The organism is Actinotignum sp. usb-actsch-213 (genome assembly GCF_059085665.1).
Map to the genome: position 1 here is coordinate 24,630 of NZ_JBHNSQ010000024.1, position 21,405 is coordinate 46,034.

At 63.9% G+C, this 21,405-nt stretch carries 17 protein-coding genes; 12 read left to right on the top strand and 5 right to left on the bottom strand.

From position 1 onward, the window contains the following. Nucleotides 1-23: 23 nt before the first annotated feature. From AC5RK6_RS01590 to AC5RK6_RS01600, 3 genes are read right to left on the bottom strand one after another with little or no spacing between them, the layout of a single operon-like run. Nucleotides 24-1,526, bottom strand: coding sequence for a DUF2142 domain-containing protein (locus tag AC5RK6_RS01590; protein ID WP_435730649.1), 1,503 nt, complete (start codon nt 1,524-1,526; stop codon nt 24-26). Beyond that, the gene (locus AC5RK6_RS01595; protein ID WP_320757788.1) at nt 1,523-2,455 is read right to left on the bottom strand and encodes a glycosyltransferase family 2 protein; all 933 of its coding nucleotides are present in this window, start codon (nt 2,453-2,455) and stop codon (nt 1,523-1,525) included. Before AC5RK6_RS01595 ends, AC5RK6_RS01590 begins: the two co-directional genes overlap by 4 nt. 2 nt (nt 2,456-2,457) lie before the next feature. Next, a complete protein-coding gene (locus tag AC5RK6_RS01600) occupies nt 2,458-3,075 on the bottom strand; it encodes a dTDP-4-dehydrorhamnose 3,5-epimerase family protein (RefSeq protein WP_016443143.1) in 618 nt (205 codons plus the stop codon). A gap of 166 nt (nt 3,076-3,241) precedes the next feature. Between AC5RK6_RS01600 and AC5RK6_RS01605 the strand changes: the two genes are divergently transcribed. Together AC5RK6_RS01605 and rfbD are read left to right on the top strand one after the other, a co-directional pair. Next, complete coding sequence (locus AC5RK6_RS01605; RefSeq protein WP_320757789.1) at nt 3,242-4,936, top strand: DUF2142 domain-containing protein; 1,695 nt, start codon at nt 3,242-3,244, stop codon at nt 4,934-4,936. A gap of 37 nt (nt 4,937-4,973) precedes the next feature. Continuing rightward, the gene (gene rfbD, locus AC5RK6_RS01610; protein ID WP_320757790.1) at nt 4,974-5,831 is read left to right on the top strand and encodes a dTDP-4-dehydrorhamnose reductase; all 858 of its coding nucleotides are present in this window, start codon (nt 4,974-4,976) and stop codon (nt 5,829-5,831) included. 173 nt (nt 5,832-6,004) lie between these two features. Here the strand turns inward: rfbD and rfbA are convergent, their stop codons facing one another. Next, complete coding sequence (gene rfbA, locus AC5RK6_RS01615; protein WP_016443140.1) at nt 6,005-6,895, bottom strand: glucose-1-phosphate thymidylyltransferase RfbA; 891 nt, start codon at nt 6,893-6,895, stop codon at nt 6,005-6,007. Nucleotides 6,896-7,136: 241 nt separating this feature from the next. Between rfbA and AC5RK6_RS01620 the strand changes: the two genes are divergently transcribed. Genes AC5RK6_RS01620 through AC5RK6_RS01630 form a run of 3 tightly spaced genes read left to right on the top strand, consistent with a single transcriptional unit; the run spans nt 7,137 to nt 11,914 of the window. Further along, nucleotides 7,137-7,487: a WhiB family transcriptional regulator gene (locus tag AC5RK6_RS01620; RefSeq protein ID WP_016443139.1), complete on the top strand. Its 351-nt coding sequence runs from the start codon at nt 7,137-7,139 to the stop codon at nt 7,485-7,487. Nucleotides 7,488-7,523: 36 nt separating this feature from the next. Then, nucleotides 7,524-10,535 carry a glycosyltransferase gene (locus AC5RK6_RS01625; RefSeq protein WP_435730653.1) on the top strand — a complete coding sequence of 1,004 codons (3,012 nt, stop codon included), beginning with the start codon at nt 7,524-7,526 and terminating at the stop codon, nt 10,533-10,535. Next, nucleotides 10,535-11,914: a DUF5719 family protein gene (locus AC5RK6_RS01630; protein WP_435732828.1), complete on the top strand. Its 1,380-nt coding sequence runs from the start codon at nt 10,535-10,537 to the stop codon at nt 11,912-11,914. The genes AC5RK6_RS01625 and AC5RK6_RS01630 overlap by 1 nt, the downstream gene beginning before the upstream one ends. Before the next feature lie 117 nt (nt 11,915-12,031). Here the strand turns inward: AC5RK6_RS01630 and AC5RK6_RS01635 are convergent, their stop codons facing one another. After that, on the bottom strand, nt 12,032-12,469 hold the full coding sequence (locus tag AC5RK6_RS01635; protein ID WP_039898916.1) for a metallopeptidase family protein: 438 nt from the start codon (nt 12,467-12,469) through the stop codon (nt 12,032-12,034). A 36-nt stretch (nt 12,470-12,505) separates the two neighbouring features. Here AC5RK6_RS01635 and AC5RK6_RS01640 point away from each other — a divergent pair, with 36 nt between their 5' ends. From AC5RK6_RS01640 to AC5RK6_RS01670, 7 genes are all read left to right on the top strand, one after another. Then, complete coding sequence (locus AC5RK6_RS01640; RefSeq protein ID WP_320757502.1) at nt 12,506-12,895, top strand: DUF3499 domain-containing protein; 390 nt, start codon at nt 12,506-12,508, stop codon at nt 12,893-12,895. A 149-nt stretch (nt 12,896-13,044) separates the two neighbouring features. Next, nucleotides 13,045-13,728 (top strand): MtrAB system response regulator MtrA, encoded by a 684-nt coding sequence (gene mtrA, locus AC5RK6_RS01645; protein ID WP_016443134.1) that lies wholly within the window; start codon nt 13,045-13,047, stop codon nt 13,726-13,728. After that, on the top strand, nt 13,725-15,617 hold the full coding sequence (gene mtrB / locus AC5RK6_RS01650; protein ID WP_435730660.1) for an MtrAB system histidine kinase MtrB: 1,893 nt from the start codon (nt 13,725-13,727) through the stop codon (nt 15,615-15,617). Before mtrA ends, mtrB begins: the two co-directional genes overlap by 4 nt. After that, entirely contained in the window at nt 15,614-17,335 is a 1,722-nt protein-coding gene (locus AC5RK6_RS01655; RefSeq protein WP_320757504.1) for an LpqB family beta-propeller domain-containing protein, read from the top strand. Before mtrB ends, AC5RK6_RS01655 begins: the two co-directional genes overlap by 4 nt. A gap of 123 nt (nt 17,336-17,458) precedes the next feature. Beyond that, nucleotides 17,459-18,424, top strand: coding sequence for a ComF family protein (locus AC5RK6_RS01660; RefSeq protein WP_320757505.1), 966 nt, complete (start codon nt 17,459-17,461; stop codon nt 18,422-18,424). Nucleotides 18,425-18,610: 186 nt separating this feature from the next. Next, the gene (gene hpf / locus AC5RK6_RS01665; RefSeq protein WP_320757506.1) at nt 18,611-19,264 is read left to right on the top strand and encodes a ribosome hibernation-promoting factor, HPF/YfiA family; all 654 of its coding nucleotides are present in this window, start codon (nt 18,611-18,613) and stop codon (nt 19,262-19,264) included. 591 nt (nt 19,265-19,855) lie between these two features. Then, nucleotides 19,856-21,370, top strand: a complete 1,515-nt coding sequence (locus tag AC5RK6_RS01670; RefSeq protein WP_320757507.1) for an FAD-dependent oxidoreductase — start codon at nt 19,856-19,858, stop codon at nt 21,368-21,370. The last annotated feature ends 35 nt before the right edge of the window (nt 21,371-21,405 follow it).

The window sequence follows — 21,405 nt, forward strand, 5'->3', positions numbered from 1 at the left end:
TCATAACAAATAAGCCCCTGGAATTATATGACGGGCAGGCAAGAATCGGCACATCTGCGGGTGTAACGCCACGTGCGCACCAGGTACGTGCCCGCTACCGCGATAGCGAGGGCGGCACCGATGAGTGCGTGCGGCGGGGTATCGGTGAGGACCCGCCACAGCGGCGCCGTGGTGATACCCGCGTAAAAACGCCAGGCCATCCGCACCGTGATATCAACGGTCGCCAGGAAAAAGAGGGTGGAGGTTGCCCGCGCCAGGGCCCCGCTTATATTGGTACGACGGCGCCCGGAGGTTGCTATAACAGCCACGCACACCCAGAAGAGCGGGAAGAGGAAGGGGAAAGCGTAGCGGCCCTGCCAGATAGGGAAGGTGGTACGGCTCAACACCAGGGTGTTCATGAGGACGGCGCTAAGTGGGAGGGAAATAAAAGCCAGCGCGATGGATACCCGGTGCCGCCGCTGCCCCCAGCGCCACGCGGCCGCCACCACGGCGAAGAGGACCACCCAGTAGAGCACCGTGACCGGAACCGAAGTGGTGACGGAGCGCCAGCCGGCAGTTCCGATGGTTTCGTGCATGTAGTAGCGGAAGTTCCCGAGCAGGCGCAGCGTGAGAGCAGTCCAGCCGTCATTGGTGACTTCGGTCGGTGCGGGGCCGTAGATTGTTGAGATACGGGTCCACGCCAGCCAGCCCACGCATCCGGCGGCGCACAGCGCCAGGAATACCCCGAAAGCGCGGGTGCGCAGGTAGGTGCGTACCCGTTCGCGTCCAAATACCCCGGCGAGAAGCAGACACATGGCAATAGCCCAGTACGGGCCCACCGGGCGCGCCAGGATGAGCAGCAGTGCCGCGCAGCCCCCCGCGACCCACCGTTGTGCCGTTTCCCGTGGGGGGAGAGTGCGGATGAGCGGGATGAGACACCCGGCCATGGCGAGGGCCGCCCCGATTTCCAGACTTTGCGGATTGGAAAAACCCGCGAAAATGAAGAAAGCCGGGGTGAGAACGGTAAGGGCAATAAAAGATTCAAGACGGTGGGGCAGACCGGTCGCGAAAGCGGAAACCCCGAAAGCTGCCAGCAGCGAAAAGAGCAGCGCCGAACATATCCGCACGGCCCACAACGCCGCCGCACCGCTGAGGAACCGCAGGGGCTGGTGGGTGAGGGCGTAGTAGAGCGGTGGGTAATTAACCGCGCTTGTGCCCATTTCCCGCAGGGTGGCATCGGAACTGAGCGGGGGTGAACACCACGCCGTTTGGGCGCGAGTGGTGCGCCAGCAATCGGGGGCACCCGAGCGCAGGTAGCGCGGGGCGAGTACCCGTTCCGATTCGAGCGGAATATTACCCGTGACCACCTGGTATCCGTAGATTTCATGCACGGGTTCATCCGGGGACCCCTGCAGCGGGGTGAGTAGACTCAGGCCTGTGGTGTAGCAAAGAAAAGCGAGGAAAGAAAAAAGGAAGACTCGGGGGGACCACAGGCCGCGCGCGGGGGGAACGTGCGGTTCAGCTGGAAGAGGCGCGTGTGATGTCATATTTTCGCGTCACCGATGCGTCCGCCACGCCGCCGCCGCGCGTCGCGTAAGCCCTGGCGCATGAGCTGGCGCCGCTCGGCCCCGCGGTCGAGGAGCAGTCCGTTAAAAGCGAGATATTTGGCCAGCCACCAGGCGTAACGCATCCGCCACTTGCCCGGGAATAGTGAACTGCCGATAACCCGGGCAGTATTGCGTACCAGATAGTAGTTGCGGATCGGCGCGTGTACGTGCACCGGTTGCGTACGTCCGGGAAGAAGAACGACGGCGTCCCCCAAAGAATGGTAGAGCCGGGCGGCCGTGACGCACACCAGGCGCCACCCTTGGCTCCGGGCGCGCACGCCCCACTCCAGGTCCACGTGGTCAATAAAGAGGGCGGTGCCCATTCCGCCCACGTCATCGAGCGTTTCCATCCGGATAAGGCACCCGGAGGCAATGAGGAAAGCAACGTCAAGGACCGGGCGCTCCAGTTCGGCCGCGGTGGCACGCTTGGGGGCCCACTCGCGAGCGACGTAGACCAGCTGATCCTCCCCTTCACGCTCTTCGCTGGGGAGGGGGCCGGCAGCACCAATCTGTGGATCACCGGCCAACACCTCAAGTAGATGGGCCACCATATCCGAACCCACCAGGGAATCCTGATCCATGAGCAGCACGAAACGAGCGCCGCGGGCGCGGGCTTGCTCAATCCCGATATTCGTGGCCGCCGCAATACCGAGATTCTGGTTCAGCGGAATGAACTGGGCACCCACCGCGCGCGCACTTTCCGCTATGGCTGCCCGGCGCGATTCTTCCGAATCGTTATCAATAACCACCACGTGCCCGACCTGCAAGGCTAGCGCGGTGAGACGGGTGGTGCAATTCCCGTCTGGGTTATAGGTGATAACGACCGCGGTGACCTGGTTAGCGAGGGCGGACAGTTCAGCCCGCTTCATATTTAACTCCGCAAGGTGGCGAGGAAAGCCTGGACATCCTCATAACGAGGGAGGAGCCCGCTGCGTTCGGCCTCATCCAGGCCGGGGGCATCGGTATCCTTGGGGGAGAGCAGCAGCTCAAGCTTCTTACCCTGGCGATCAGTTTCCGGGAATACCAAGCCCACCTGCGAGCACAGCGGATTAACCCCGTGTTCGCGGCCGGGTGCGTATTGCGCGGAGCACAGGTAGACAACGGTGGAATCATCTTCCAGTGCTACGAAGCAGTGGCCCAGGCCCTCGGAAATATAAATGGCTTTCCGGGTGTCATCATCGAGAAGAACGGAATCCCACTTGCCGTAGGTGGGGGAGCCCACCCGAATATCAATAACGAAATCGAGAACTGCACCGCGCGGGCACATAACGTATTTCGCCTGGCTGGGCGGCACATCGGCAAAATGGATGCCGCGGACGGTGCCGGCTTTCGATACCGAGGTGTTCACCTGGCGCACATCCAAGCGGTGACCGATTGTTTCTTCAAAAACGGAGGATTTGTAGGCTTCCAAGAAAATACCGCGTTCATCGGGGAAATGCTTGGTGGTGATTTCCCATGCGCCCGAAATCGCTAATTCCCGAATCTCCATAATGTTCCCTCACTCGGCTACTCGATGTATGGGAACTACGATACCTTCTCCGCGCCGGTGATGCGGAAGCTAGACTGGAATAACCAACGCGCTTCCCGCGGCCCTACCTATACCATCCGGTGCGGAGGGGATCGCCGGGTGCCCCGTGAATTCCCCGAAGGACCGTATGCGAACCAGTGATACCACCATGAGCTCACGCCGTTTCTATACGTGCGCGGGGCTCCTCACGGTTCTTTTCCTTATCTGGCAGATGCTCTGGGCACTTGCCAGCCCGCCACTGCGCACCCCGGATGAGCCCCATCACCTCAATTCCATTATTCGACTCGAGCAGACGGGGCAGTGGCCCGATCCGGGAACAAGTCGGCTTTACCGTGATGTTTTTGAGGCGTCACAGGCCAGCGGCCTGCTGGTGGAGGACGCCCCCAGCTACTCCCTGCATTACCGTACTCGCCTCGGACGAGATGCCTGGATCGGTGCGGATCCGGATTCCTATGCCAGCCAGAGAATTCTCCCGCACGAGCAGCGCCGTTCCCCACGGGCCGAGGAGACAGTTCCTATTTTGGATCAGATGACTCAGCATCCCCCGCTCTATTACGCCGGCGGGGCACTGGTGTTGCGAGCTACCGGAATGACGGATGCCCCCTGGGACCGCCAGATTCTTATCCTGCGGCTCTACTCCATTGTGCTGACCTCACCTCTGGTGCCCTGCCTTATTTTCGCGGCTCGCCGCGCCGGATTGAGCCGACGCGGTGCACTCCTGGCCTCCGGTACCGTGTACGCGATTCCCATGCTCGCATTTATCTCCGCTTCGGTTACCAATGACGCGCTCTTCATCGGTGCTGGTGCCCTCAACATGGCAGCGGTGAGCGCAGCCATGTTCGGAGTTGGGCGGTGGCGCACCGTACTGGGGGCTGGGCTTGCCTTAGGACTCGGCTTGTGGAGTAAGGGGATTTTCATTCCCATGGGGTTGGTGGTCTTTCTTTCCTTCCTTGCCAATCCGCACGTGGGAACGTGGGGGCGGCGCCTCGCCCAGGGCCTGAGCGCGGGACTCATCGGTGTTCTCGCCGGCGGCTACTGGTGGCTGCGTAATATCGTGCGCTACGGGGTGATCCAACCCGATGGTTTCCAGGCCCAAGCCACGGAGCCGGGCACAAATATCGGTTTCTTCGCCGAGCGGGTGACCACGTCCTTTGTAGACTCTTTCTGGTCGGACTTCGGGTGGCTCGATGTCACTTTTGCGCCGCCGCTTCTCATTCTCCTTACTCTTCTCGTGGCTATTTTTCTTGCTCGTGCCCTTCGCACCCACCCGGCTAAGCGGTGGCGTTTCCTCATCTTCGCCTCGAATATTGTGCTGGTCCTCGGCATGCTCATCGTGCAGGCCTATAACCAGTACCGCGGATTGGGAATTATCGGCGGGGTGCAGGGCCGCTATCTTTTCGCCGGTGCCGTTGGCTTGCTCGTGGTTATTACGATGGGGGCAGCCGGGCACCATTGGGATCCGCCGCTGCCCGGAACCACGAGCCGCCCCCGTTACCGCGAAGAAGCCGGGTGGCGCAGTTTCCTCCTGCCCGCAGTGGTGGCCGCAAGCATGCTGCTCTCCGCGTACGCGATGCTACTGTGGTTGCGCTCATGCTACCCGGGAGCTTTCTTTGGAAGAGGCATAGAGCGCTGGGCGCTCGCGGCGGGGCTGCCGGCACCGGTACTCGGGGCGGCAGTCACGCTCGGATACGTCGCGTTCCTCGGTGGGAGTGTGGTGTACTACCGGCTTGTTCGCGCCCAGCTGCTGCCCCAGTTTCGCCCCGTGAGGCCGGCACACCGCACCGCGGGCTCATCCCACGCTGCCGCAGCTTTGGTCCAATGAGTACAATAACGCGGGTATAGACAAGGAAAGGACACCCATGCGCTGGATGGTTACCGGAAGTCGGGGAATGCTCGGCCAGGATCTCGTTGCTTTGCTCGCACAGCGGGGGCAGAACGTGCTCGCCGTGGATAAGAGCGAGCTGGATATTACCGATCCGGCCGCGGTAGCGCACCTGGTCGATAAGGTCGACGTCGTCGTTAATGTTGCTGCGCATACGGCCGTGGATAAAGCCGAAAGTGAGGAGGCGGCAGCTTTCACCATTAACGCAACCGGCCCGCAAATCCTAGCCCGGCGCACCGCGCAGATCGGCGCGAAACTGGTGCAGGTCTCCACCGATTACGTATTTTCCGGCGACGCCGTGGACCCGTACGAAGAAAATGACGTCATGAACCCCAAGGGCGCCTACGGGCGCACCAAAGCGGCCGGGGAGTGGGCGGTACGCGCCGAAACGGACGACTACTATATCGTGCGGACCGCGTGGCTGTACGGCGCTCAGGGCAATTGCTTCCCGAAAACCATGGCGCGCCTGGCCTGTGAACGCGATGCGCTCTCCGTGGTGACCGATGAGGTGGGCCAACCCACCTGGACGGTGGACCTCGCCGATCTTATCTACCGCATGGTCGAAGCGAATATTCCCTCCGGGACCTACCACGGCACGTCCTCGGGGAGGACGAATTGGTGGAATTTCACCCGTGAGATTGTATCGACGCTGGGTAAAGACCCGGCGATGGTGGGGGAGACGACGGCGGCTGCCTTCAACCGGCCCGCACCGCGCCCGCATTTCTCGGTGCTCTCGCACGGCGCCCTGCGCCGGGCCGGTATCGAGCCTATCGGGGATTGGAAGGAACGCTGGGAAGCCGCTGCCCCGAGCGTGCTCGCGGAGTACCTGGGCTAGCCGAGTACCTGGGTTAGCTGGGTGCCGGGGCTAGCGGAATAGCAGTGGACTAGCACGGCACACGAACGGGGCGGCCGACACCATGTCAGCCGCCCCGCTTTATGTGAGTGGGCCCGAATGGCGGGCCCGAATCACGTGTTACGGACTAGAGTTACGCGCCCGCCAAGCTCGTTTTAGTAGCTTGCCGAAGGAATATCGTGCTGGGCTTCCAAGATCCCGAGCAGGTAGTCCCCGTAGCCGGACTTGCGCAGCTTTTCCCCGCGTTCCCGCAATTCTTCATCGCTGAGGAAGCCGCGCCGCCACGCCACTTCCTCAGGGCAGCCCACCGAGAGGCCCTGGCGTGCCTGGATGGTGCGCACGAAGCTGGTGGCATCCGCGAGGGAATCGAAGGTGCCGGTATCCAGCCACGCGGTACCGCGGTCGAGCACCTCAACCTTGAGTTTGCCCGCCTCCAGGTACTTGCGGTTGACATCCGTGATTTCGTATTCCCCGCGCGCGGAAGGCTCGAGGTTGCGGGCGATTTCAATAACGTCATTGTCGTAGAAGTACAGGCCCGGCACCGCGAAATTGGACTTCGGGTGGGCAGGCTTTTCCTCAATGGAGATCGCCTTGAAGTTTTCGTCAAATTCGACGACGCCGTAGGCGCGCGCATCCGAAACATGGTACGCAAAGATAGCGCCACCATCCGGATTGGTATTACGTTCCAAGCGGCGTCCCATCGTGGGGCCGTAGAAAATATTATCGCCGAGCACCAGCCCGGCCGGTTCGTTACCAATGAAATCGGCGGCGATGGTGAAAGCGGTAGCCAGCCCATTGGGCACTTCCTGCACCGCGAAGGAAATACTGATGCCGAATTGGCTGCCGTCCCCGAGGAGCCGGTGGAAAGCCGGGGCATCTTCGGGTGTGGTAATAACCATGACGTCACGGATTCCGGCGAGCATCAGCGTGCTCAGGGGATAGTAGATCATCGGTTTGTCATACACGGGTACCAGCTGCTTGGAGGTGCCCAGCGTAACGGGATGAAGTCGAGTGCCGGAGCCTCCGGCCAGAATGATTCCACGCATAGGGTCATTTTTGCCTATTTGCAGGCCGGGCGCCACCGGCCAGGCAGGTTTCGGGTCCTGGCGGGCCGGTTACGCCCGCGGTGATTGTGAGCAAATCGCCCACGCGGCACAAGGCGCACCCGGCCGCGGCAACACGCCGAACTCGAACGGAAGTTCGGGTGGGCAATATACCGCTTTCGCTTGACTTTTGGGGTATGACACGCTTGTAATTTATAAAGACACCTTGGTTAGAGGAGGACATGTGCGGAGGATTAACCCCGGCTTGCGCGTCGCGGGGAACGGCGGATTGACGCCGCAGGACGCCCAGGACGCCATGCTCGACATCTTCGACCTCGGTTATGAGAAAGCTGATTCGGCATCCCTGCACTGGCGTGAATCCGCGCTGTGTGCCCAAACCGATCCCGATATTTTCTTTCCTGAAAAAGGCGGCTCCACCGCCCCCGCCACCTCGATCTGCCACGAATGCCCGGTGCGGGAGGAATGCCTCGAATACGCCCTCCAGCATGATATTCGTCACGGTATCTGGGGTGGCATGTCGGATAATGACCGCCGGCGCCTGAGTCGGCAACGCCGCCGCGTCGGCGAGGCATAACCGCCCAGCGCCCGCGCTGGCGTAGCATCAACAGCAATGCAGTTCAGAATTCGCGCTCTCGTTATCACCCGGCCGGGCTCCGCCTATCTGGAGGAGACCCTCGCCGCGCTGGAATACTCCACCCGGAAACCCGATGCCATCAGCGTGCTCACCGGAAAACTCGGGGTAGCTGTCAATAACGCGGTTGCCGCGGACTCCCGTGAATCAAGCGGTGAACCACACGGCACCGGCGAGTCCACCACCGCTGAATCGACTGCCGCACAATCCACCACCGGCTACGACGCCTACTGGATCCTGCACGACGATAGCGCCCCCGCTCCGGAAGCCCTCGCGAACCTCGCCCGCACCCTGGAAAACGCCGCCAATATTGGTGCGGTCGGTTGCAAACAGGTGGATTGGTCCGATCCTGGTGCGCTTCTGGAAGTTGGAATCCGGGCCACCCGCAGCGCGCGGCGGGTTCCGGAAGTCGCCATCAATGACCGCGACGGTGGGCAGCTGGACGGGCGCTCCGATGTCCTCGCGGTGGGAAGCGCCGGCATACTCGTGCGCGCTAGCGCCCTGCGTGAAGTCGGCGGTTTCGATACCTGGCTGGGGCCTTTCGGGGACGGGCTTGAACTCTCGCGGCGCTTGCGCGGAGCGGGCTGGCGCGTCGTCGTTGAACCTACTGCTACCGTGCGCCACGCGCGCGTCTCCCTCGGCAACGACGGCCGTGATTCCTTCGCGGCGCGCCGCGGCGCGCAACTCTACAACGCGGTGCTCGCCGCCCCCGCGCTGCTCGCGCCCTTCCTGTTCCTCGGGTACGTGCTGCTCGCCCCGGTGCGGGCGCTGGTGCGGCTGCTGGGCAAAGAGGCACGGCTTGCGGACGGTGAAATACGCGGGGCCGCTCGGCTGCTGGGGAGCCTTCCAGCACTGATGCGGGCCCGGCGGCGGCGCCGGCGCACCGAAAAAAGCCGCGCCGGACTCGCGGCCCTCGAAGCGCGCGGGCGTGATGTGCGTGCGGCGCGGCGCGAAATGACACGCAGCGAACGGGAGAAAATCCGTTTGGTGGCGCGCCCGAATCCGCTCGAAGAAGCAGAACGACGGCGCTGGCATCGGTCCACCGCACGTGCCCGGCGCACCGTCCTCCTGCTGACCACGCTCGTGGCGGGTGTGGCTGCTTTCCCGCTGCTGCGCGGCGGGTACCTGAGCGGCGGGGCACTGCGCCCCGATGCCCTGACCGGCACGGAACTGCTGCGCGCTAGCCTGCCCGGCTGGCTCGCGGTGGGCGATGGCAGCCCCGGGCGCATCGACGCGCTGTGGACCTTACTCTCCCCGGTGGCGCTGGTACTGCAACCCTTCGGGGGCACCCTGGGGGACGCCGCGGTGCTCTTACTCCTCAGCGCGCCCGTGCTGGCCGGTATGACGGCTTTCTGGGCGGCCCGCACCCTTACCTTCTCCCCGCACGTACGCGCGGTGGCCGGCCTGGTCTGGGCCGGGGCCGGGCCCCTGGTGGGGGCGCTGAGCGCGGGTCACGTGGCCGGAGCTCTTGTCCATATTCTCCTACCGGTGCTGGCCGCCTCGGTGCTCTCCGTATGGCGCCTGCCCCGCACCCGCGACCGTATCGAATCCACCGCGGGTCTGGGCACCGCGGCCCTAGCTGGTATCTACCTGGCGGCGGCTGCCCCGGTGATGCTCGCCGTTCTTCTTCTCGTTGCCCTGGTGGGGGCACTGCGCTGGCGGCGCCTGCGCTGGCTGTGGGTCGCGATCCCCGCAGCCGCGGTGGTCATTCCCGGGCTTGAAGCATCCTGGCGCTTGCTTTTCGCCACCCCGGGAGAGCCTTTCGCGGCCCGCCCGGGCCCGCTCGATCTCCTTTCCTTCTTCCCGCTCACCCAGCCGGAGTCCCTCCCGTGGCTCGGGGAGATTGCCATGATCTGCGCGGTGTGCCTCGTGGTCATCGCGGTACTGGCCCTGGGGCGCGCCCGCAATTGGCAGCGCATCCGCGCCGGCTGGCTGATTGCCGCGGCTGGTTTCGCCTGGGCGGTCGCCTCCACTCATGTTTCGGTGGCCCAGGTGTACGACGGCGCTACCGCACTCAGCGCGCCTGCCTGGAGCGGCATCGGCTTGAGCGTGGCACTCGGCGGGCTGTGGATCGCGCTGGTGAGCGCCGGGGATGGCCTGCGTACCGATATGAGCGGACGCTCCTTCGGGTTTTTCCAGCTCCTGGGTCTCGGATCGGTCGCGGTCCTGATCCTCAGTGCCCTAGCCGGATCGGGTCTCTACCTCAGCCGCGCCCTCACCGGCACCACCGAGCTGCACCCAGAAACCGGCCGTTCGGTGCCGGCCGCTGCCACCCTCGAAGCATCCTCCCCGGACCGGGTGCGGGTCCTCGCCCTCTATCCGGCCGAGAACGGTATTCGAGCCGAAATCTGGCGCGGGCCGGGCCGCCAACTCACCGATAGCACCATGGTCGGTGCGCTCGCGGCCCTGGAAGGAACCTCCGCGGATGATGCCGCCGCGGCGGACGTGGCTAGCGCCGTCGCCGATATGAACGCCGGAAACCCGCGCGCCGCGGAAACCTTAGCCGAACACGCTATCTCCTACGTGGTTATTCCCGCGCAAGCTCCGCGCGCCGGGGAACTGGCCCGCGCCCTGGGCGCAACCGGCCGTTTCGATATGATCAGCGCCAATGAGCAGATGCTTTCTTGGCGACTCACCCGCAGCGAGGCGAGCGCCGTGGATGCCGCGCGCCTCACCCTGGACGGCAGCGCACTGCCCGCCGGGCGCTACGGTGTGGACACCGAGCTACCCGCACGGGCGGGACGTAACGGCGGGATTGTGCGACTGGCCGAACGCCAGGACCCGCTCTGGGAGGCCCGCCTGGACGGCCAGCTTCTTCCCACCTATAGCGCGGGATGGGCCCAAGCTTTTGAGATTTCGGCCGGGAGCTCCGGGCGCCTGACAATTTCCTATAACCGCACCGGGGATGCTCTGGTGGCCGGCGCGCGGATCCTCGCCGTGGCCGCGGCGCTCGTGGTCGCCATCCCGGTGCGCCGGAAGGTGGTCGAGTAATGGAGCAGGTTCGCGAGGAAACCGAAGTGGGGCGCGCCAGCGGGCGCGGGGCGCGTTGGCGCCGCCTCACGGTGCGGGCCGGGAGCGCGCTCGCGGTGCTGGGAATCGCCGCCGCGGCAGCGGCGGCCGCCGTCGTTCTTCCCACCGGGGCTCCCCGCGCGGTAGAAGCCGAGGTGGCGAGCGCGGGAGAAGCCCCCACCCAGCTGCTGTGCGGCGGCGGATTCGAACAAACCATTTCCGCGGGTATGACCGTGGAGGGCACCCCCGGGGGAAACGCGGATAATATCGCTACCCAGGTGCTACTCTTCGGTACCGCGGATAAGGAGGCGCGCGCTGCGCTACCCGCCGGAACCATACTGAGCGCCGATCCTGGGGAGGTTCTCTCCGGTGCGGTGTCCTACAGTGCCCAGGGCGGTAACGGGCGCGGCCTGGCCACGAATCCTTGCGTGAGCGGGGCGGGGGAGCTGTGGATCACCGCCTCGGCCACCACCGTGGGGTACTCCAACCAGCTTCTTCTCACCAATCCGGGAGCCGCGCCCATTACCGTCCGGGTCGATGCCCTGGGCGGTGCCGGGCCGCTCGGCACGGTACGGGTGGCCGTTCCCGGGCGTTCCACCGTACGTCACACCCTGGACGGGCTGCTCGCCGAAGACTCCCGCCTCGCCCTCCACCTGAGCACCCCGGCCGGCACTTTCGGAGCGACCCTGCAAAATCAGCATATTTCCGGTACCAGCGGCGCCGGGGTTGATTTCACCACCGGTGCCCCGGCCGCCACGGATCTCACTATCCCGGGGATCCCGGAGGGCTCCACCCTGCGCATCGCCAATCCGGGGGAGGCTACCACCTTCACGGTGCAGCTCACCGCAGAAGACGGCACCACCCGCACCCTTCCCGGCGGGGAGGACGTGGCCATCGCCGCAAATTCCGTTATGGATCTCACTCTGGCCGGTATCGACCCGGGTACCTACGCGGTGCAGGTGCGTGGGCCGCAGCCCCTCGCCGCGGGTGCGTCACTGGGCGGCGGGGGAGATACCGCCTGGGCCAGTCCGGTTGCCCCGGCCGCCCGCACCGCGGGAAGCTTCGGGCCCGGACCGGCCCGCCTGGCGCTGGCCGGGCGCGGCCACGCTGAGATTACCCCGGTGGGAGCCGACGGTGTGGATCTTGACCCCGTGAACGCCCAAGTTTCGGGATATACCACGGTGGACCTACCCGAAGCTGCTCGCGGATACCGCATCGAGGCGGAAAACCCGGTGAGTGCCGCCGCGCTTGTTCGTGCCCCGAACGGGGAAGCTGGCGGAGCGAGCGGAATTGACTGGGTGGGCGCGGTTGCCGACCAGCGCGAGGCGCTCTCTGCCCGTGTCGCGGTGCGCCAGAACTAGAAACCGCGGTGCGAGCCACCTAGGCGTGCACGATCAACAAAAACGCACCACCGCGGCCGCCGCGGCGCGCAGGAACGCAGGCACGCGGGCCGCAGCTGCGGCGTCGTACCAGAAAAACTAAAAACCGCGCCGCAAAAAATCGATGTCCTCGGGGTGGCGGGAAATCGCAGCCGCGAGTTGTTCGGTGACGATATCGTGAATGACAATACGCGGGAAAGGGCTGGCCATCGCGGTACGCATCATCGGCATCCGGTAAAACAGCAGCCGGGCCCGCACCGCGCCCCCGCGCTCGAAAGGCAGCAGGCGCGCCAGGGGAACCCCGTCCTCCCAAGGCGAAGGATCGGAGGCCGGAACATCCATGACCGCGAAATCAAGATCGCGCATTTCTTCCCCGAAATGGGCGCGGTAGGTGGCTAGTTCGGAGGCGATAATATCGTCGAATTTATCTGCCCGGGTGCGCCAGGCCGGCAGGGTATAGGGGAGCACCGGTCCTTGAATTCCCCGTCCGTGCCGATCACGGCGGCGGGGGCGAGGCGTGGAAGGAAAAGTGTCCATACCCCAAGGTTACACGGGCGTGCTAACGTCTAAGGCGTGAGTCCGTTGAGAAAGTGTTCCCGCACCACGTGCCAGCAGCCGGCCGTTGCCACGTTGACCTACCAGTACGCGGAAGCAACCGCCGTGATCGGGCCGCTCTCACCGGTGGCCTCCCCGGGCACCTTCGACCTGTGCGAAGCGCACGCCGAATCGGTGACCGTCCCGCGCGGCTGGCAGATGATCCGCCTGCGCACCGAATTTGAACCGGCCCCGCCCTCGGATACCGATCTCATGGCGCTCGCGGATGCCATCCGAGAAACCGCCACCCGCCAGCCACCAGAACCTTCCCGCGCTACTCGGAAGGTGAGCCGCCCCTCCGATGTGGCGGTGCGCCCGCGCCTGAGCGTGGTGCGTAGCGAGGAAACGGAAACGCCGGAAGATAACTAGAGGTACGACGACGCCTCTTCGGCTCCGCGCCCAGTCCGCACACGTTATGCCCGCCCCGTGCGCCTTGCGCTTCGTGGCCGCCGCGCTCACCGCGCACGCTATTCGCGCATTTTTCTGCACGATTGGCACGAACGTGAGAAAATGGCGCTATGACTATGCGCGTTCTTGTGGTCGATGACGATCCCGGTATCTCTGAAATGGTGGCGATCCTGCTGGAATCGGAAGGATACGCCGTGACGGTATGTGCCACCGGCACCAATGCTCTGCCTATTTTCCGGGCGGAAACACCGGATATTGTGCTCTTGGATGTCATGCTGCCCGGAATGAGCGGAGTAGAGGTGGCCCGCCAGCTGCGTGAAGAAAGCGATGTCCCCATCATTATGATGAGTGCCCTTACCGATTCGGTGGACGTGGTGGCCGGCCTGGAAGCCGGGGCGGATGATTACGTCACCAAGCCTTTTGAGAACTCGGTGCTCCTCGCCCGCATTAAGGCGCGACTGCGGCGCACCGAACCGGAAGTGGAAACGCTGCGGGTTGCCGATCTGGTGATCGACCCGCGCGCCCACCAGGTCACGCGTAACGGGGAAGATCTTCACCTGACCCCCCTCGAATTTGAGCTGCTCACCACCCTGGCGCGCAAGCCCTACCAGGTATTCTCCCGCGAAGAACTCCTCGAGCAGGTATGGGGCTACCGCCACGATTCCACCGATACCCGCCTCGTTAACGTGCATATTCAGCGCCTGCGCTCCAAGGTGGAAAAGGACCCGGATAATCCCGAGGTGGTTATTACCGTGCGCGGGGTGGGATACCGGGCGGGGGCAACCCAGGAGTGAGTCAATTTTCGCGGCGCGGCTATATTCATCGCAGCCTCGGGAGCATGGGGCGCGGCGCGCTCACCTCATTTTCGCAATCCTGGCGCACCTCTCTCAACGCGCGAGTGGTTTCCGCGATTGTGGCTATCGGGGTGCTCACGAGTATCGTGACCGCGGTTATTGTTGCTAACCAAACGCGTTCGCAACTTTATGACCGCGCCGTCAGCGCTGCCACCGAGCAATTTTACGGCGCCCGCTCCCAAGCCCAATATGTTTTTGACTCGGCCAATGCCCAAACCTCCGGCGCGGTTCAGGAAATTGCGAACGCGCAGGTGCGCTCCCAATTTGAACCGATCCGCGGGGTGGTGGGCACGGCCCTCATCCGCTCGCCAGGGCAGAATACCGGTAATTACCTGGTAGCTGATGTGGGGGCACCCACTCCCGCAACCGTCATGGATGTGCTTACCCCCGAATTGCGGGAGGCCGTGCAAGAATCCTCCAGCCCGCAATGGCAGGCAGTGGCGATTGCCAAGGGGGAGGAATACACCCTCCCCGGGATTCTTATCGGTGCGACCGTGCGCCTTCCCAATGCCGGCATGTATGAGTTTTACACGCTCTATTCTCTGGAAAACGAAGAGGTGACGGTGGCGCAGGTTTCCCGGGTGCTTATGCTCGCCACTGTCGCCCTTCTTACCATCGTGGCGGTAGCTACTGGTGTGCTCGTTAACGTGGTCTTGAAGCCGGTGCGAGCCGCGGCGGAAAACGCCCGCCAGCTGGCCGGGGGCGCTTTTGATGTGCGGATGGATGATCGCGGGGAAGACGAATTAGCCCAGCTTGGCTCCGCTTTTAACCAGATGGCAGAATCCCTCCAGGATCAATTCACCCGCCTTGAACGGCTCTCCCAGGTGCAGCAGAATTTCGTATCCGCGGTGTCTCATGAATTGCGCACCCCGGTCACCACCATCAGGATGGCCGGCCAGCTCATCTACGATAAGCGTTCCGAACTTCCCTCCAGCCTGCGGCGTTCGGCCGAACTCCAGCATTCCCAACTTATTTCTCTGGACACCATGCTCTCCGATCTTTTGGAGATTTCTCGCTTCGATGCGGGGTCGATGGTGCTGGAAACCAGCAAAATCGACGTCGTAGAAATTGTGCGGCGCGTGATTATCTCCCAGGCGCCCCTTATCGAAGCGAACAGGGTGCCCGTCACGCTCTCCGCGCGCGGGGAAACCGTGGCCAGCGTGGACTCGCGCCGTATCGAACGTATCGTGCGCAACCTCGTGGTGAACGCGGTGGAACATGCCGAAGGCGGGCCCGTTAAAGTGCGGGTGGTTGGTTCGGATACCGCGGTGGCGGTGGAAGTATCCGATCGCGGTATCGGCCTGAGCCCCGAGCAGGCCTCCCACGTTTTTGATCGTTTCTGGCGTGCCGATACTTCCCGGGTGCGAAAATCGGGAGGAACCGGCCTGGGCCTGACTATCGCCCGCGAAGACGCCCTGCTCCACGAAGGTCGCCTGCAAGCTACCGGCGAATTGGGGGTGGGATCCACCTTCCTCCTCACCGTGCCCCGTACCCAGAAAGCGGCCTTCACCCCGCCGCTGCCCCTGCGGGTGGCTGCCGCGGAAGATTGGGACGACAGCGAGGATATTCCCATTGAGATCGTGCGCGCGGATACCACCGGGTCCCTGCCCGCGGTGGGTACCACCGGCACGATTCCAGCTATTCGCGCAATGGCGGTAGTGCCCGCGGACGCAAGCAGCGGGGCCGCTGCGGCGGCGTCGCCCAAACCTGCGGCGCAGGGTACTGCCGTTTCCGGTACGACGACGCACACCCCGAACGCGCCTACCGGAACAATGGCGCCCACCGGTTCGGCGGCGCCTACCGGCACTGCGGGGAAGGAGGACGCATGAACGCGCACGTGCTGAAGAAAGCGGGGCGGGGGCGTGCCCTCGCGGTGCTGCTCAGCGTAATGATCCTGGCGCTGGCCGGATGCGGGCGGCTGCCGCGTTCCGGGCCGGTCAATGAGGCGAGCGTGCCACCCACCGAAGAAGCTGTTTTCGGCCTCACCCCGGCCGGCCCGGCTACCGGTGCTTCACCCGAAGAAGTGATCCGCGGTTTCCTGCTGGCCGGGAGCAGCGGGGCGGGCGATGATTACGCCACCGCCCGCCAATTCCTCACCAAAGAAGCCGGCCGCACCTGGAATCCGCGCTCCCAGGTGCGCGTGTACCCGAATTCCCAAAACATTTCCCCCACCCAACGAGAGGACGGCACCTATGTTATTTCGGTGACCGCGCAAGGGACCGTGGATACCGGTGGGCGCTACACCGAGGCCTCCACGGACGCCATTCACTCCACCACTTTCAAACTGGATCGTAATGCCAGCGGCGAATGGCGCATCGCCGAATTGGAAGACGGCGTCATGATGACCGATAGCCTCTTCGCCTCCATGTACGTGCGTACCCCGCTGTATTTCATCGGGCCCGGCTCGGATACCATGGTTCCCGATCTGCGTTTCTACCCGCGGATGACCTTTATTTCTTCCACGATTGCCGGGCTGCTGGCCGGGCCCTCGCCCTGGCTTGCCGATGCGGTCCATTCGGAAATTCCCACTACTTTGCGTATGGCCTCCAGCCCGAAGCTGGAAAGCGGGGTGCTGACTCTGGATGTCACAGCGGAAATCTCCACCCTCAGCCGAGAATCCCAGGCGCGTGCCGTGCAGCAGATCCAGCGTTCCTTTACCGGCCAGAGCGTGGTACCGGTGCATTCGGTGAATATTACGGTGTCGGGCGAGCCACTGGATCCCATCGCCATCGCGGATCTGCCCACGTATCCGTACGGGGCTTATGACCTCACCGTGTTGGAGAACAACCGGCCCTACAAGGTGGAAGAAGGCAAGACCCGCCCGGTCTTCACCAGCGGGGTCTTCGACGATATTCACGTGGCGCGCATGGCCGGGAACTATTCCGATTCGGTGGCCTCCTACGCACTGCTCACCGCGCAGCGCGATGCCCTGGTGCGGGTGGGAAGCGATGGTTTCCAGCCCTTCACGATGGTCCGCGGGGAGCGCCTGGTGGAGCCCTCCTACGACTACTGGGGCTGGGTGTGGACGTCCGAAACTGATAATAAGGGTGTGGTGCTGGCCGCCGCTGATGACGGCCGGGTGCGCGAATTGACCGCGCCTTTCCTCAAGGGCGCGCGGATCCGGGAAGTTCGGGCTTCACGCGAAGGCGCGCGTCTGCTGATTGTGGCGCAGGTGGGGGATACCGTGCAGATGCTCATTGCTCCCATCCAGCGCGATGCCCGCCACGAGCCGACAGCTCTCGGAGATCCGCTAGAGGTGGGGCAGCGCCTGGCGGATGTGAGCTCGGTGGCCTGGATTTCCAGTACGGATATCGCGGTGCTCGGGCGCGCTACCGCCGGTACAGATCCGCTGATTTTCGCGGTGCGGGTGGGCGGACCCATGGAACGCCTCAACGTCACGCCCTATCCCGGTTCGGTGCGGCTGACTGCCGGGCGCGGGGAGCAATCGATCGTGGTCCTTACCGACCAGCAGGTTGTTGCTACTCGCGATGGCGGGGCGTGGCGGCCGGTCGCGACCGGCGTTACGGATATCGTGCTGCCGGGGTAGCCGGGGTAGCCGGGGTAGCTGCGCCGTTCGGGGAGCTGTCCACAAGTTTCCCAAACGCCGTGCTTATCCACAGGCTGCTTGCGAGTGGATGCGTTCCCGGGAAAGGTGCGGCACGCTGAAACCATGTTTGTTGGTACGACGCCGCAGCTGCGCCCGCGCGTCCTCTCCGCACATCACGGAGGCGCTTCTCTAGGCGCAGCTCACACCGGTGGCGGCTTGTTTGCCCGCGGTGGCGGAGCCGGTGCCGGTGCGTTGCGCTCCTGGGCCGGTGCCCTGGGTGACCTCATCTTTCCGCGCTGGTGTGCCGGATGCGGGGCCTGGGATGCCACCCTGTGCCCGGCCTGCACCCGGGAGGTAGCCGGCAGGTGGCGCGGTGGGGAAGGCCGCGCCCCGGCCCTCATGCAGATCCTCCCCGATGGTCGTGAAGAAGCCCTCTTCCCGGTTTTCGCCCTGGGGGAATACGTCGGAGTGCGCCGGCAAGCACTCCTCACCTGGAAACATGGGAACGACGCCGCACTCACCGCCCGCTTCGCCACTCTTTTTGCGCAGCGCTGCCGGCAGCTCGCCCCGCTCTGGGAAGGCACGGCGCTCAGTGTTATTCCCGCGCCCTCGGGAGCGGCGCGCCACCGGGCCGGGCGTTTCATCGCCGGGCACCTGGCGCAGGCCGCGGCGCGGGGGCTAGGTGCCGGGGGTGTAGATGCCCACTCCGCGCCCGTCCTTCTCAGCGGAGAAAATCGGGGCGGTGGGCTGCTCGGCACGCTACCGGCGCAGCTCCTGGCGCGAGTGATATACGCGGCGGAAGAAAAACGTGCCCGGGCTGGAAAACGCCACCTTGCCGGGCAGCGTGAACGTGCCGCTAAAGGCCGTGGAATCCGGATACGTCCTGGTATCACCATTCCCAGGCGGGTTCTCCTCATCGATGATGTCCTGACCACCGGTTCTACGCTGGCTGGTTGTGCCCGCGCCATCGGGCAGGCGGGTGGGAAGGTGGTCGCGGCCTTGGTCCTAGCCCTGGCTCCGGATCCGCGTCCAGCGAACTCGCACACAGCGTTATCGCTGCTCCAACCCTTTCCGAATGTTGTGAACTGAACTACACTTAATGCCAAGAAATAACGGTGCCGGTAGTGCTAGCTGGTAAAACGAGCAATGGTGAACGTTGTACCAGCCGCGTGCCGGGTGACCCAGGATAGGGGGTGGTGCCTCTCTTATCCGCGTGAGAAGCGGGCTTTTTTTCAGCGGGCCGCGCGCCCGCCACTACATCCCAAGGAGGACACCGTGGAGATTATCGTCAAGGGTAGGAACACTGAAGTTTCGGACCGTTTCCGCAATCACATCGAAGAAAAAATTGCGAAGGTGGAACAGTTCGCTCCGCGCGCTCAGCGCGTTGAGGTAGAGGTGTCGAAGGAAAAGAACCCCGCCCAAGCGGATAACTCGAAAGTTATCGAAATCACGGTTATTGATAAGGGCCCGGTTATTCGGGCTGAGGCCTCAGCTGCTGATCAGTACAGCGCCCTCGATCTAGCATCCGGAAAGCTTTTTGAGCGGCTGCGCCGCTCGCGTGATCGCCGCAAGTCCCATCGGCGCGTGGTTGAGAAGGTAGGAGAACCGCTCACGCTCACCGCGGAGGACCTTGCGGCAGAAGCCCAGGCGGAGTCAATGCCCGAAGTAGAAGTGGAAGCAGCGCATCCCACCCGCCCCGAAACTACCGGGGAAGCGGTAGAAACCCAGCTGGGGGATTCCCCGGTTGTGGTGCGCGATAAGCTCTACGAAGCCAATCCCATGTCCGTGGACCAAGCTCTCTACGAAATGGAAATGGTGGGCCACCCCTTCTACCTCTTCATCGACGAAGAAACGAAGCAACCGTGCGCGGTCTACCTGCGCCACGGCTGGACCTACGGGATTATTCGTCTCGACACCACGGTGCAGTAAATCCTGCACCCCGGTGTGGCCCGTGCCGCGCTTCCCGCACTGAGTAGTGGCATAGTAGCGGACTATCAAACGGGCCAAAGCCACGAATACACACCAAGGCGAGGGACCGAGCACCATGCCCGGTCCCTCGCCCTATGCCCGCTCCCTCGCCTTATTTCCCGGATCGTAACTGACCATGCGCAGCTGCCTCCGAAAACAAAGTGTGCGTGCGAGTACCGTTCTGGGTCGAATTCGTGTCTCTAATGTGCACTTGACGGAGGCCACGGTTCGAAACGTGCACTTCGGGGCAGAGAGGCCATGCCTGCTAACAAAATGTGCCTGGGTGACAGTTTTTCTGCGGTTTAATGTCCGTGGCGTACATTATGTGCCCCTAACAGTCGGAAATGCACGTTTTGCAGTCTTGACGCTTGAGGATTACTCACGGCACGTGCCCCGGGCCGGATCACAAAGTGGTACTGGAGCTACAGTTACCGCCCGGTTTCCTGTCGTGCAGTACCACTCTGTAAGGCCAGATGTTCTCCGGTACTGCCCTGCCCGTCGTGCGCACGGCTCGCTAAGATAGGGGAGGTGAACGCAGAAGGAGAGTTAGCCGTGACACATGCATCCCCCGCCCCGGAGCACGCCACCTCGCAGTCCGCATCGGAGCAGGAATCGCCGGCGCCAACCACGCCACCCACGCCCGAGCAGGCCACACAGCCAACCACACCCGAGCAAGCCACCCAGGAACGCCCCTATCGGGTAGCGGTCATCGGCGCGGGACCGGCCGGGATTTACGCCTCGGATATCCTCAGCAAATCCGATATCCCGGTCAGCATTGACCTTTTCGATAAGCTGCCCACCCCCTACGGCTTGGTCCGCTACGGGGTTGCGCCTGACCACCCGCGCATCGGCTCGATTATCAAAGCCCTCCATGCCATTCTCAAACGGGGCGATATTCGCTTCCTCGGGAATGTGAAAATCGGGGAAGACGTCCACATGTCCGAAATTCACGAATTTTACGATGCGGTCGTCGTCGCCACCGGCGCCGACCAATCCGTACCGCTGGACGTCCCGGGCGCTGATCTTCCGGAAGTCTACGGGGCCGCGGATTTCGTTTCCTGGTACGACGGCCATCCCGATGTACCGCGCACCTGGCCCCTCAATGCCCGCAATGTCGCGGTGATCGGAGTGGGGAATGTGGCCCTCGATATTTCCCGCATCCTCGTGCGCTCCGCGGATGACCTGCGTGCCCACACCGATATTCCCGAGAATGTGGAGCTCGGGCTGCGCGCCAATCCCGTCGAACACGTGCATATCTTTGGGCGGCGCGGCCCGGCCCAGGTGAAGTTCACCCCGCTTGAGCTGCGCGAGCTGAGTGAAGTCGCCGGGGTGGATATCCAGGTGTATCCCGAAGATTTCCAATACGATGCCGGCTCCCAAGAGGCTCTTGATTCTTCGAAGATGACCCGTCAGGTGGTGGATCTCCTCACTGACTGGGTCTTCAACGATCCGGATGAGATGACCGCCCCGCGCCGAATCCACATCCATCTCATGCAGGCCCCGGTAGAAATCCTTGGCACGGACCACGTGACCGGGATCCGTATGGAACGCACCCAGCTTCAGGGGGACGGTACCGTGACCGGCACCGGCGAAACCGTGGATTACCCGGTGGAAGCGGTCTACAGCGCTATCGGTTACGCTTCCGAGCCATTGGACGGCCTGCCTTGGGATCCTATCCATCGGGTTATCCCGAATGTGGAAGGTCGCATCGTCACCGACACGGGGGAGACTATCCCCGGCTACTACGTGACCGGGTGGATTAAGCGTGGCCCCGTCGGCCTGATCGGCTCCACGAAATCCGATGCGCGCCAAACCATTCGCCACCTCGTTGCCGACGCCCAAGCCGGCATCGCGCGTGCTACCGGGGACGGCTCGGGCGGGCGCGGTCTCCTCGACCTCCTGACCGAACGTGGTGTGAAATGGACCACCTGGGAAGGGTGGGAGCTCCTGGAAGCTTTCGAGGAAAACCTCGGGGCCCAGCAGGGGCGTGCCCGGGTCAAGGTGGTCAATCGTGACACGATGACCGCGATTTCGCGTGGGGAGTCGCACGACGGCGCGCTCCTCTAACCATCCGCTTATCCCTCACCATCCGTGACAGAAAG